The 13,110-nt window shown below is 70.4% G+C and carries 9 protein-coding genes; 3 read left to right on the plus strand and 6 right to left on the minus strand.

The annotated features are described in order from the left end of the window. Positions 1-59: 59 nt before the first annotated feature. The 5 genes from AB0M83_RS35690 to AB0M83_RS35710 form a co-directional block, all read right to left on the minus strand. The gene (locus tag AB0M83_RS35690) at positions 60-2,063 is read right to left on the minus strand and encodes a TIM-barrel domain-containing protein (protein ID WP_364523970.1); all 2,004 of its coding nucleotides are present in this window, start codon (positions 2,061-2,063) and stop codon (positions 60-62) included. Positions 2,064-2,072: 9 nt separating this feature from the next. Beyond that, positions 2,073-2,888: a carbohydrate ABC transporter permease gene (locus tag AB0M83_RS35695; protein WP_364523972.1), complete on the minus strand. Its 816-nt coding sequence runs from the start codon at positions 2,886-2,888 to the stop codon at positions 2,073-2,075. Next, a complete protein-coding gene (locus AB0M83_RS35700; RefSeq protein ID WP_364524046.1) occupies positions 2,885-3,817 on the minus strand; it encodes a sugar ABC transporter permease in 933 nt (310 codons plus the stop codon). The genes AB0M83_RS35695 and AB0M83_RS35700 overlap by 4 nt, the downstream gene beginning before the upstream one ends. Positions 3,818-3,819: 2 nt before the next feature. Continuing rightward, entirely contained in the window at positions 3,820-5,049 is a 1,230-nt protein-coding gene (locus AB0M83_RS35705) for a sugar ABC transporter substrate-binding protein (RefSeq protein ID WP_364523974.1), read from the minus strand. Positions 5,050-5,135: 86 nt separating this feature from the next. Then, entirely contained in the window at positions 5,136-6,194 is a 1,059-nt protein-coding gene (locus AB0M83_RS35710; RefSeq protein WP_364523976.1) for a LacI family DNA-binding transcriptional regulator, read from the minus strand. A 347-nt stretch (positions 6,195-6,541) separates the two neighbouring features. On the opposite strand from AB0M83_RS35710, the gene AB0M83_RS35715 reads away from it, so the two are divergent. Then, on the plus strand, positions 6,542-9,460 hold the full coding sequence (locus AB0M83_RS35715) for a glycoside hydrolase family 3 C-terminal domain-containing protein (protein ID WP_364523978.1): 2,919 nt from the start codon (positions 6,542-6,544) through the stop codon (positions 9,458-9,460). A gap of 199 nt (positions 9,461-9,659) precedes the next feature. Here AB0M83_RS35715 and AB0M83_RS35720 read toward each other — a convergent pair whose 3' ends face one another. Further along, positions 9,660-10,475 (minus strand): SAM-dependent methyltransferase, encoded by an 816-nt coding sequence (locus AB0M83_RS35720; protein ID WP_364523981.1) that lies wholly within the window; start codon positions 10,473-10,475, stop codon positions 9,660-9,662. A gap of 124 nt (positions 10,476-10,599) precedes the next feature. Between AB0M83_RS35720 and AB0M83_RS35725 the strand changes: the two genes are divergently transcribed. Beyond that, entirely contained in the window at positions 10,600-11,928 is a 1,329-nt protein-coding gene (locus AB0M83_RS35725; protein ID WP_364523984.1) for a cytochrome P450, read from the plus strand. A gap of 72 nt (positions 11,929-12,000) precedes the next feature. Next, positions 12,001-13,092, plus strand: a complete 1,092-nt coding sequence (locus AB0M83_RS35730) for an alpha/beta fold hydrolase (protein ID WP_364523986.1) — start codon at positions 12,001-12,003, stop codon at positions 13,090-13,092. Positions 13,093-13,110 lie beyond the last annotated feature (18 nt).

Genomic DNA, 13,110 nt, shown 5'->3' on the forward strand with positions numbered 1-13,110 from the left:
GCGGGGTGCCCGGGCCGTGATTGCCCCCGGCGGGGCACCGGACGCCAGGAATGAGTCATTCACTGCATCGGCCGGATCGGTACCTCGGCTCCGTCGCGGAGGAACACCGGGATGCGGTCCGCCGGGGCCGGCGCCTCGACGGTGACTCCGCCGTCGTGCCGGGAGCCCGTGACCGCGTCGGTCCAAGAAGCACCCGCGGGCAGGTACACCGAACGGGAGGTGGCCCCCGGCGAGAGCACCGGCGCCACCAGCACGTCCGGCCCCAGCAGGAACTGGTCGGACACGTCCCAGGACGCGGCGTCGCCGGGGAAGTCGACGAACAGCGGCCGCATCGGGGGGACGCCCTGCTCGTGCGCCACCCGCATCTGCTCCATCAAGTACGGCCGCAGCCGCTCCCGCAGCTTCAGCGACTCCACGATCGAGGAGTACGCCGAATCACCGTAGGACCAGACCTCGTTGGGCCCGCCGGTCATCTCCGGGCCGAACGGCGGGCGCGGGTCGCGGAAGCCGTGCAGGCGGAACAGCGGGCAGAACACCCCGTACTGGAACCAGCGGACCATCAGTTCCCGATACGAGTCCGACGACGGGTCGCCGCCGTGGAAGCCGCCGATGTCCGTGGTCCACCACGGGATCCCGGCCAGCGCCACGTTCAGCCCCGCCCGGACCTGCGTCCGCAGCGACGCCCACGTCGCCGGGACGTCACCCGACCACAGCGCCGCCCCGAACCGCTGGCTGCCCGCCCACGCCGAGCGGCTGAGCAGCACCACTTCGTCGTCGCCCTCGGCGCGGATGCCGTCGTGGAACGCCTGCGCGTTCGCCTGCGGGTAGAGGTTGAACACCTCCGACCCCGGGCCGGCGTGGAAGCCGAGGTTGTGCGGGTGGCCGGGCTGGATCTCCGGCTCGTCGCCGTCCAGCCACCACGCGCGCACGCCCAGGTCGTAGTAGTTCTCCTTGACCTTGCTCCAGACGAACCGCCGGGCCGCCGGGTTCGTCGCGTCGTAGAACGCCACCGGCATCTCGACGTCGAACCCCTTGTCCTTCCACGGTGCGTGCGCCGGGACGCCGTTCTCGGCGGCGACCAGGAGACCCTGTTCGTGCAAGGCCCGGTAGTTCGACGACAGGGGGCTCACCGACGGCCACACCGACACCATCAGCTTGACGCCCAGCTCGCCGAGCTCTCGCACCAGCCCGGCCGGGTGGGGCCACTCGGCCGGGTCGAACTTCCAGTCGCCGAGGTGCGTCCAGTGGAAGAAGTCCGCCACGATCACCGACAGCGGCAAGCCGCGCGCGTGGTACTCGCGCGCCACGGACAGCAGCTCGTCCTGAGTGCGGTACCGCAGCTTCGACTGCCAGAACCCGGCCGCCCATTCGGGCAGCATCGGCGCGTACCCGGTCGCGTCGGCGTAGTGGCCGAGGATCTCCCGCGGGCCGTCGCCGGTGGTGACCCAGTAGTCGAGCTGGCGGGCGTCGTCGGCGACCCAGCGGGTGCCGTTGGCGGCCAGCTCCACCCGGCCGACCGCCGGGTTGTTCCACAGGAACCCGTAGCCGCGGCTGGACAGCAGGAACGGCACCGACACCTCGGCGTTGCGCTGCACCAGGTCGAGCACGAGGCCCTTCTGGTCGAGCCGGCCGTGCGTGTGCTGGCCCAGGCCGTAGAGCCGCTCGTCGTCGTAGGCGGTGAACCGCTGTTCGAGGCGGCCGTACCCGTTGCGCGAGGGCATGAACAGCCGCGCGCCGGGCCACCAGAAGTGCGCGCGCTGCTCGGAAAGCAGCTCCTCGCCGGTGTCCGTGCGGACGAACCTCAGCTGCGCGTCGATCCCGGTGTCGGTGTCGGCGATCTCGACGATCGCGGTGATCGGGCCGTTGACGACCCGGCCGGTGCGCCCGTCGGCGGATGCGGTGGCGGCCGACGGCTTCGCGGGCAGCAGCGCCCCCGGTACGTCGTCGAGGATGCGGTGCCGGCCGGCGCGCACCCGCAGGCTGCCGTCGCCCCACGGTTCGACGCGCAGGACCTCGTGCCGCACGGTGACTTCCAGCGAGCGGCCGTCTTCGGACGTGATCACGCGGTCTCCTTAGTCTTTGACGGCGCCGCTGGTCAGCCCGGCGACGACGTACCGCTGGGCGACGACGAGCAGGACGGCCGCGGGGACCGCGGCGAGGACGGCGGTGGCCATGATCCCGTTCCAGTCGGCGGACTGGTTGCCGACGAACCGGTAGATGCCCACGGTGATGGGCTCGAACGACTGGCCGGTGGTCAGGGTGACGGCGAACAGGAAGTCCGCCCAGGCGAACAGGAACGAGAACAATCCGGCGGTGACGAGCGCGTTGCGGCTGACCGGGAGGATGATCGAGCGGAACGTCCGCCAGTACCCGGCACCGTCCACCCGGGACGCTTCGGTGAGCTCCTTCGGCACGGAGATCATGAACGCCCGCAGCAGGAGCACGGCGAACGGGATGGTCGCGGTGGAGTCCGCGAGCACCAGCCCGAGGTAGTTGTCGATCAGCCCGAGGTTGCTGAACACGGTGTAGAGCGCGTTGGCCATCACGATGCCCGGGATCATCTGCACGATGAGCAGCACGAACACCAGCACCGGCCCGCCGCGGAACTTCAGCTGTGCCAGCGCGTACGACGCGGGTGCGGCGATCGCCAGCGACACGAGCACGGTGCCGAGCGCGACGACGACGCTGGAGAGCAGGTGCGGCCCTTGGGAGGACAACGCCTTGCGGTAGCCGTCCAGGGTGCCGCCGACCGGGAAGAACGCCGGGTCCGGGCGCAGCAGCGCGCCGCCGGGCTGCAGGGAGGCGTTGACCATCCAGTACAGCGGGAACAGCAGCACCGCGACGATCAGGACGCCGAAGACCGTGCGCGGCCACGAAGAGGTCTTCATGCCGCCGCCTCGGCCAGGGTCGCCTTCGCCGAGCGCAGGTAGAGCAGGCCGAACACCGTCGCCACCAGGATGAGGACGTTCCCGACCGCGGCACCCTGCCCGAACGCGAAGTCCTGGAAGGAGAGGCGGTAGGACCACGTCGTGAGCGTCTGCGTCGCGTTGGCCGGCCCGCCGCCGGTGACGACCATGATCACGTCGAACACCTTGATCGTGTAGACCAGCCCGAGCATGAGCACGATCCCGGTGACCGGCCGCAGCAGCGGCCAGGTGACGTGCCGGAACCGCTGCCACGCGCCCGCGCCGTCCAGCGACGCGGCTTCGTAGAGCGACGCGGGGATCGCGCGCAGCCCGCCGTGCAGGATCACCAGGTTGAACGGGATGCCGATCCAGATGTTGGTGAGGATCACCGCCGGCAGCGCCCAGCCGGTGCTGCTCAGCCACGGCACCGCGTCGAGGCCCACGAACCGCAGGGCCGCGTTCAGCACGCCGTGGTCCTGGTCGAACATCCACCGCCAGATCGCCCCGCTGACCACCAGCGGCAACAGCCAGGGCAGCAGGAGCAGCGACCGCAGCAGCGCGCTGCCGAGGAAGCGGCCGCTGAAGAAGACCGCCAGTGCCAGGCCGATGCCGAACTGGAAGACGAGCGACCCGGCCGTGAAGAGCACCGTGTTGAGGACCGCCGTCGAGAAGAGCGAGTTGCCGAACACGGCGGAGTAGTTGGCGAAGCCGACGAAGGGCGCTTCGCCGGTGTAGAACGACTTCACCGTGTAGTCCTGCGTGCTCATCACCACGTTCGCGGCCAGCGGGTAGCCGAAGAACACGACGATGTAGGCCAGCGCCGGCAGCAGGAACAGCCACGCGGCGAACCGGTTGTCCCGCCGCGGTTTCCGGCCGGCGCGGGGCGGTGCCGCGACGGCCGGGGCGACCAGCGTCACGATCCGCTCGCTTGCTGAGCGGCCTTCAGCGCCTGGTCGGCCGGCTGCTTCCCGGTCAGCGCCGCCTGCAGCGCGTCGGCCAGCGCCTGCGAGACCTTCGGGTACTTCTCGCCGAGTTCGGCGGTGCGGGAACGGGCGGTGCCGACCTCGTCGACGAACGCCTGCATCGCCGGCTGCCCGGCACCGAACTTGGCCGCCGTGGCCGTCTTCGACGGGATGTAGGCGTGCGCCTTGCTCCACTCGAGCATCGTCGGCTCCGAGAGGATGCAGGAGAGCACCTTGCCGGCGGCCTGCTGGGTGGGGCCGCCGGTGACCGGCACCGCACCGACCTCGCCGCCGAGCGCGACCACCGGCTTCGCGCCCGCCTGCGGCACCGGGATCGGCACGACGCCGTAGTGCAGGGACTTCTGCTCGTCGAGCCGGGCCAGGTTCCACGACCCGTTGACCATCATCGCCGCGTTGCCCGCGACGAACTGGTCGGCCACGTCGTTCTGGTTCCACGTCACCACCGACTTCGACGCCGACCCGGAGTTCACCAGGTCCGTGACGAATTGAAGCGCTTTCACGGACTGCGCGGAGTCCAGCTGGGACAGTTCGGCGCCGTTGCTCCAGAAGAACGGGAGGAACTGCCAGGTGCCCTCTTCGGACGGGATCGCGGAGAAGGCGAGACCGTACTTGCCGTCCTTGGTGAGCTTCGCCGAGGCGGCCTTCAGCTCGTCCCAGGTCTTGGGTGGCTCCACGCCCGCCGCGGTGAGGAGGTCCTTGTTGTAGATGAGGGCGAGGCCGTTGACGCCGGGCGCGACGCCGTACACCTTCCCCTGGTAGCTGCCGGCCTTGACGATGCTTTCGTAGTAGCCGTCGGTGGAGATGCCGTAGCCGTCCAGCGGGGTGAGCGCGCCGGTCGCGGCGACCTGCTGCAGCGTCGGGTTGTCGGTGAAGAGCAGGTCCGGCAGCGTCTTCGAACTGGCGCCCTGCAGCACCTTCGGCAGCATCTGCGCGGTCGGCACGGTCTGGCGCTGGATCTTGATCCCGGTCTGCGACGCGCAGGTGTCGAGGATCTTCTGCCACGCCGCGGAACCCTGCTCGTCGGCGTAGTAGTCGAGTTCGGTGATGGACGAGGCGGGTGCGGCTCCGGTGCCGGCCGGCGGGGCGGCGGGGGTGGGGCTGCACGCGGCGAGCAGTGCGGCGCTCGCGGCCAGGATCAGGGCGCGACGGGCTACGGACATGGCGATTCTCCTTCGGCGGCGGAGCAGAACCGGGTTACCGATCCGGCCATGAAGTAGGCCGGCCCCCGAGTGCGACGTAACCGTTGCTACGGGACGATTCGGCCGTGACTGTGGTCGGATTGGTAACGATCAGCAGAGCAGGGGCGCGGCGCGGAAGTGCTGTCGCGCTGGGTGAGGCGAGGCCCGAGGAGCCGGACCTCCGGGGTGGTGTGGCCGGCGAGCCGGCGCATGGTCATCTCGACGGCCTGGGCCCCGACCTCTTCGGCCGGGATGGCGACCGTGGTCAGCGCGACCGGGTGGTGCTCGGCCATGCTGTCCGGGCAAACCGCGACGACGGAGATGTCCTCGGGCACCCGCAGGCCGCGGTGGCGCAGGTCCGAAAGAAGCCCGGGCAGCACGGCCTCGTTGTGCACGACCAGGCCGGTCAGGTCCGGGGCGGCGGCGAGCAGGTCGTCGAGGCAGGCGCTCACCGCTTCGTAGGAATGCGCGCACGGCCGGTTCGCCGCCCGCACGTCGTGGGTCTTCGCGGCGTCGTCGAACCCGCGCAGGAACCGTGTCGCGTAACTGGTCCCGCGGCGGTAGACGGCGGGGGAGGGGCCGATCAGCGCGATCGAGCGGTGGCCGAGCTCGGCCAGGTGCGCGACGCACGCCGAGCCGGCGGCGGTGAAGTCCAGGTCCACGCAGCTCAGCCCGGCCGGGTGGTCGGGCACGCCGATGAGCACCACCGGCAGGTCGAGCGCGATGAGCATCGGCACCCGCGGGTCGGCGGCTTCGACGTCCATCACCATCAGCGCGTCGGCGATCGCCGACGACGCCACCCGCTGCAGCGCGGCGGGGCCTTCGTCCTTGGTGAGCAGCAGCAGGTCGTGGTCGTGCGCGCGGGCCGCGGTGACCGCCGAGGCGACGAACTCCATCACCACGGCGACGTTGAGGTCCGTGCGCAGCGGCACGACCAGGGCGAGCACGTTGGTCTTGCTGCTGGCGAGCGCCCGGGCCCCGGCGTGCGGGTGGTAGCCGAGCTTGCGGATACTCTCCTCGACCAGCCGACGGGTCTTCGGTGAGATCGAGCGCTTACCGCTGATCACGTACGACACCGTGCTGGGTGCCACGCCCGCCGCCGTCGCGACGTCGTTGATCGTGACCACGGGCGGCCTCCTGGGGACTGGTGGGGCGGAAGGCTGTCGAAGCGCATCGACGATGGCACGAAGGTAAGTGACACCCGCCCGAAACACAAGCAGGATTTGCCATCGGCACATATTCGATTCGCATTCGACGAGCACCCCTCGCGTCGAATCTGTCGAACAGACCTGGTGAGAGATCTTCCCGCAGCTCAGCGCACAGTTTCCGACGGTGCTCGGAGGTCCTGGGTGCGCTCCCAGAAAGTCTTGACCTCGTGCTTACCCGACTGCAATAGTCGTCCCCATCCTCACCTTCGACGCGAATGTTCCGCGCCGCACTGTCGAAACGATTCGACGAATCCGGGAGGCCGTCCGTGCGCCAGTCCCCGTTCCGCCGTGCCCTCGTCCCGGTGGTGGCCGCCACCTTGCTGCTCGCGCCCGCGCCGGCGCTCGCGGCGCCACCGCCGCCGTTCCGCGATCCGGCGCTGCCCCTCGCCACGCGTATCGACGACCTGCTGTCGCGGTTGACGGCGGACGAGAAGATCTCGTTGCTGCACCAGTACGAGCCCGCCATCCCGCGGCTGGGCATCGGCGTGTTCAAGACCGGCACCGAGGCGCTCCACGGCGTCGCCTGGTCGACGGACTATGACGACAACGGTGCCGTGGTGAAAGCCGACGGCACGGTGTTCCCGCAGGCCATCGGGCTGGCTTCGACGTGGGACCCGGCGCTGGTGAAGCAGGTCGGCACGGCCGTCGGGCAGGAGGCGCGCGGCTTCAACGCGCGCAACCCGACGCTGTGGGGCCTCAACCTGTGGGCGCCGGTGGTCAACCTGCTGCGCGACCCGCGGTGGGGCCGCAACGAGGAGGGCTACTCCGAGGACCCGTACCTCACCGGTGAGCTCGCGACGGCGTACGGCCGCGGCATGCAGGGCGACGACCCGCGCTACCTCCAAGCCGCTCCGACGTTGAAGCACTACCTCGCCTACAACAACGAGGTCAGCCGCGACACCAGCAACTCTTCGGTGCCGCCCGAGATCCTGCACGACTACGACGAACAGGCGTTCAAGATCCCGTTGCGGGCAGGCGCGGCCAACGCCGTCATGCCGTCGTACAACCTGGTCAACGGGCGGCCGAACACCGTGAGCCCCGACCTCGGGGGCCTGCTGCGGAAGTGGGCGCCGCAGGACATCGCCGTCGTGAGCGACGCCGGCGCCCCGTCGAACCTGGTCAACTCGGAGAAGTACTACGCCACCAAGGCGGAAGCGGACGCGGCGGCCATCAAAGCGGGCCTCGACAGCTTCACCGACAACGACACGAACGGCTCGATCACCGTCGAAGCCGTCAAGGAAGCGCTGTCCCGCGGGCTGCTGACGATGGGCGACGTCGAGAAGGCCGACCGGCACCTGCTGTCGCTGCGCTTCCGGCTCGGCGAGTTCGACCCGCCGGGCCGCAACCCGTACGCGAAGATCACGCCGGCGGTCATCGACTCGCCGGCGCACCGGGCGCTCGCCCGCAAGGTGGCGGACGAGCAGGTCGTCCTGCTGCGCAACGACGCGAACGCGCTTCCCCTGGACGCCTCCAAGAAGAAGGTCGCCGTCGTCGGGCCGCTGTCCGACACGCTGTACGAAGACTGGTACAGCGGCTCGATGCCTTATCGCGTGACGCCGAAGCAAGGCATCGAGGAGCGGCTCGGCACCTCGGTGGCGTCGTCCGAGGGCGTCGACCGGATCGCGCTGAAGGACCTCGCCACCGGCCGGTACCTGACGGCGCCGGCCACCCCCGGCAAGGTGACCGCGGGCGGGACCACGGCGGGCGCGGCGGAGTCCTTCGACGTCTTCGACTGGGGCGCGGGCAAGAACACCCTGCGCGCGGCGGCGAACGGGAAGTACCTGAGCTACTCCGGCGGCGCGCTGGTGAACGACGCCGACCAGCCCACCGGGTGGTTCGTGCAGCAGCAGCTCAAGCTGGACCCGCAGCCCGACGGGAGCTACGTGCTCGAGTACGCGGGCAACGAGGTCACCGAGCCGTGGTTCGGCCCGAACCGCTTCGCCGTCGTCGGTGCGGACGGGGTCCTGACGATCTCGTCGCCGGACGCGGCGCACGCGACGAAGTTCGGGCGCGAAGTGCTCACGAGCGGGGTCTCCTCGGCGGTCGCCGCGGCCCGAGGTGCCGACACCGCGGTCGTCGTGGTCGGCAGCATGCCGTTCATCAACGGCCGGGAGGCGAACGACCGGACGAGCACGGAGCTGGCGCCGGCACAGCGCGCGTTGATCGAAGCGGTGCGGAAGGCGAACCCGCACACGGTCGTCGTGGTGGAGAACAGCTACCCGACGACCGGCTGGGACACGCTGTCCGTGCCGGGGATCGTGTGGACGAGCCACGCGGGGCAGGAGACCGGCCACGCGGTCGCGGACGTCCTCTTCGGCGACCACGACCCGAGCGGACGGCTCACGCAGACGTGGTACGCCTCCGACGCCGGGTTGCCGAGCATCCTCGACTACGACATCGCGAAGACCGGGATGACGTACCAGTACTACCGCGGGAAGCCGTTGTACCCCTTCGGGTACGGGCTGAGCTACACCTCGTTCCGGTACGGGGCCGTGCGGGCTTCGCGGGTCGGCGGCGCGGTGCAGGTGAGCGTGGACGTGACGAACACGGGCAGCCGCGCGGGGACCGACGTCGTCCAGCTGTACTCGGGCAAGTCCGGCGTGCAGCGGTTGCGGGACTTCTCGCGCGTGACGCTTTCACCGCACGAGACGCGGACGGTGCGGTTCTCCGTGCCGGTGGCTGACCTGGCCACGTGGAATGCAGGGCTCGACCGGTCCGTGGTGGAGCAGGGGACGTACGGCTTCTCGGTGGGTCGCAACGCTTCGGATCTCTCCGCGGCGCAGCCGGTCTTCGTGCCGGGGGAGCGGATCCCGCCGCGCGACCTGAGCCGTCCGACGCAGGCGCAGAACTTCGACGACTACGCAGGGACGACGTTGACGGACACGTCCAAGGCATCGGGCACGTCGGCCGCGGCGGTGGCCGGGAGCTGGCTGGCTTATCGCGACGTCGCGTTGAACGGGCCCGCGCGGTTCATGGCGTCGGTGTCCACAGTGGAGCCGGCGCGCGTCACGGTTCGGGTGGACTCGCCGACCGGTCGCGTCCTGGGGACGGCTTCGGTCCCGTCCACGGGGGACCGGTACGCGTATACGACGGTGACCGCGGCGCTGGCGAAGGTGACCGGCCGCCACGACGTGTACCTGACCTTCGACGGACCGGTGAACCTGGCGACGTTCTCCCTGCGGTGAAAGGGAGCCGTGGCCGCGGCGGTGCTCGCCGGGGTCGGGCGGTCGCGTCGCCCGAGTGCAGTGAATGAGTCATTCACTGCGACGGATTCAGGTGGGTGCGACGACCGGGGTGCAGTGAACGACTCGTTCACCTCGTCCGGCGCGATGAACGGGTCGTTCACTTCGTTCGGCGAGCCGCCGTGCTCCGGTCGGCCCGGACTCAGGGTTTCCGGCCCACCCCGGCGTACGGGAGGGCGTTGATCGCCGGGTCGTCGGACATGTCGCCGGCGCCCTCCGGCTTCCACATCGCGCAGCCGACGACGCCCGGCTCGACCATCTCGAAGCCGTCGAAGAAGGCGAGGACCTCGTCGTGCGTGCGGGGGACCGGCTGGTTCTGCTGGTTCTGGTTGCTCTTGTACACCTCGACCGCTTCGTCGAGCCGCCCTGCCTCGGAGTCCGCCGCGACGTGCGTGACCGCCAGGAAGCTGCCCGGGGCCAGCCGGTCGCGGTAGCGGGCCAGGATGCCCGCCGGGTCCCACGCGTCCGGCACGAAGTGCAGCAGCAGCAACATGAACACGCCGACCGGCTGGTCCAGGTCCAGCAGCTTGCCGGCGCCGGCGAAGACGTCGTTGACGTCGCGCAGGTCGGCCTGCAGCACCAGGCAGTTGTCGTTGCCTTGCAGCAGCAGTTCGCTGTGCGCCACCGCGACGGACTCACGGTCGACGTACACCACGCGGCACGACGGGTCGGCCTGCTGGACGATCTCGTGCAGGTTCCCCACGGTCGGGATGCCGGAGCCGATGTCCAGGAACTGCCGGATGCCGGAGTCGACCATGAACCTGGCCGCGCGGCGCAGGAACGCGCGGTTGAGGCGGGCCGCGTCGCGCACGCCCGGCATGATCTTGAGGATCTGCTCCCCGAGCGCGCGGTCGGCGGCGAAGTTGTGGTCGCCGTCGAGCCAGAAGTCGTACACCCGCGCCGGGTTCGGCACCGTGGTGTCGATCTCCGGCGGTACCCAGCTCAGTTCCCCGGTCACCGTGGCCTCCACCCTTCGCGGAATCTCGAAGGGCCGGAGTCTAACGCCATCCTCCGTTCGTGTGGACCCGCGCTCGGCGCCTCCGCCGCACCGCTAGGGTGGCCCGGTCGCGAGGAGACGAGACATGACCGACGCGCGTCCCGTTCCCGGCCGGTGGCCCGTGCTCGGGCACACGGTGCCCCTGCTGCGCGACCCGCTGAAGCTCTTCACTTCCCTTCCGGCACACGGAGATGTCGTCGAACTCCGCCTCGGGCCGCTGCCGGTGCACGTGGTCACCAGCCCGGAACTGTCCTGGCAGGTACTGGCCACCGACGCCGACAAGTTCGACAAGGGCCTGGTCTTCGACAAGATGCGCCCGCTCTTCGGTGACGGCTTGGCCACTTCGAACGGCGAGCTCAACCGCCGTCAGCGCCGCCTGGTGATGCCCGCCTTCGGCCGGACGCGGATCGCGGGCTACGCCGAGACCACGATGACGAAGTTGGCCGACGAGCTGGCGAGCTCGTGGCAGCCGGGCGAAGTCGTGGAGTTCGACCGCCGGATGCAGGATCTCGTGCTGACCATCGCCGGCCAGACGCTCTTCTCGACGGCGCTGGGCGACGAAGCACTGGCGGAAATCCAGCGCTCGATCCCGATCATGCTGAAATACGTCCTCTTCCGAGCGTTTTCTCCGAAATTCGTGGATAAACTCCCGATTCCGCCGAACCGCAAGTTCGACGCCGCCGCCGCGCGCCTGCGCGACGTCATCGGCGAAACCGTCGTCACCGCCCGGGAACAGGGCGCCGACCACGGCGACCTGCTGTCGACGCTGCTCATGGCCCGCGACGAGGACACCGGCGAGGGCATGTCCGACCGGCAGGTGCACGACGAGGTCATCACGATCCTCACCACCGGCGCCGAGACCACCGCCGTCGCGCTGGCCTGGTTCTTCCACGAGCTCGGGCAGCACCCGGAGGTCGAACGCCGGTTCCACGCGGAGGTCGACGACGTCCTCGGCGGCCGGCCCGCGCGGTTCGAGGACCTGCCGGATCTGGTGTACACGCACCAGATCGTCAACGAAATCGTCCGCCACACCCCGCCGCTGATCCTCATGCGCCGCGCCCGCGAGGACGTCGTGCTCGGCGGCGTCACCGTCCGGGCGGGCAGCGAGGTCGCGGTCAGCCAGCACACCCTGCACCGCGACCCGCGCTGGTTCCCCGAGCCGGACCGTTTCGACCCCGACCGGTGGACGCCCGGCCACACCGCCGAACTGCCGAAGGGCGCGTACATCCCGTTCGGGGCGGGTGCGCGGCTGTGCCCGGGACACGTCTTCGCGCCGACGGAGATCGGCATCGTCGCCGCCACGATCGGCGCACGGTGGCGGCTGGTTCCCGTGCCGGGCAAGAAAGTCCGCGCGCAGCTGAAGGCCACCATGCAGCCGAACCGGCTGCCGATGACCGTGGTGCCGCGGACCTGACGGTACCCGTTCGGCTACCGGTGTAGTGTTCCGGAGTTCCTCTCACCTGTCCGAGTTCAGAGGGAGTGCGGCGTGAAGCTGCCCGTCAGGGTGACGACGGCCCTGTTCGCCTGCGGTGTCCTGCTCGCTTCGCTGACCGCCGCGATGCCCGCCGAGGCCGCCGCGATCTCCTGCACCGACACGGACCTGCCGGTCAGCGGCCCCGGCCTGCCCCCGGTGGTGCCGGGCGCGCCGGCGACGATGCACGGCCGGCTGTGCCTGCCCGCCGGCGAGGCGCCGGACACCGTCCAGCTGCTCGTGCACGGCGGCACGTACAACAGCGCCTACTGGGACCTGCCGTACCAGCCCGACCGCTACTCCTACCAGCGCGACATGGCCGCGCACGGTTACGCGACCTTCGCCGCCGACCAGCTCGGCGCCGGGCGGAGCAGCCGTCCGCTGAGCCTGCCGCTGTCGGTCTGGGCGGCCGCCGAGTCGACGCACGAGGTGGTCGGCCACCTGCGCGCCGGGCACGTCGGCGGGGTGCGGTTCGCGAAGGTCGTCATCGTCGGGCACTCGGTCGGGTCCGGGGTCGTCGCCGTGGAGGCGTCGACCTACCACGACGTCGACGGCGTGGTCCTCACCGGCATCACGCACCTGCCCGCGCTGCCGGTGCTGGCGCTCGGCGCGGCCCTCGGGCTGCAGCCCGCACTGCTCGACGGTCAGCTGGGCCGCCTCGGCAGCGACCCGCTGTACTTCACGACGAAACCGGGTGCGCGGACCGGGCTGTTCTACGCGGCGGGCGATGCCGACCCGGCCGTGATCGCCGCCGACGAAGCGGCCAAGGACCAGGTTTCGGTGCCCGGCATGGGCACGGTGGCGCTGTTCGGGATCGTGCTGCCGGCCACGAAGGGAATCACCGCACCGGTTTTCCAGGTGGTGGGAGAAAAGGACGTTCTTTTCTGCGGACTGCTCGCGCTGCGTGACTGTTCGAACGCCGGAGCGCTGCGCGCGCAGGAAGCGCCGTACTACGCCGACCCGTCGAAACTGTCGATGTACGTTCTCCCGGGTGCCGGCCATTCCGTTGCGTTGCACGAAAACGCGGCCGCCTACCGTGACGCCACCCGGTCGTGGCTGCGGGACAGCCTGGCGATCGCTCCGCAGGGTTATCACTCGATTGGATGAATGCTGTTTCGTGCACCG

It is taken from the genome of Amycolatopsis sp. NPDC051106, assembly GCF_040682775.1.
Lineage (GTDB): Bacteria > Actinomycetota > Actinomycetes > Mycobacteriales > Pseudonocardiaceae > Amycolatopsis.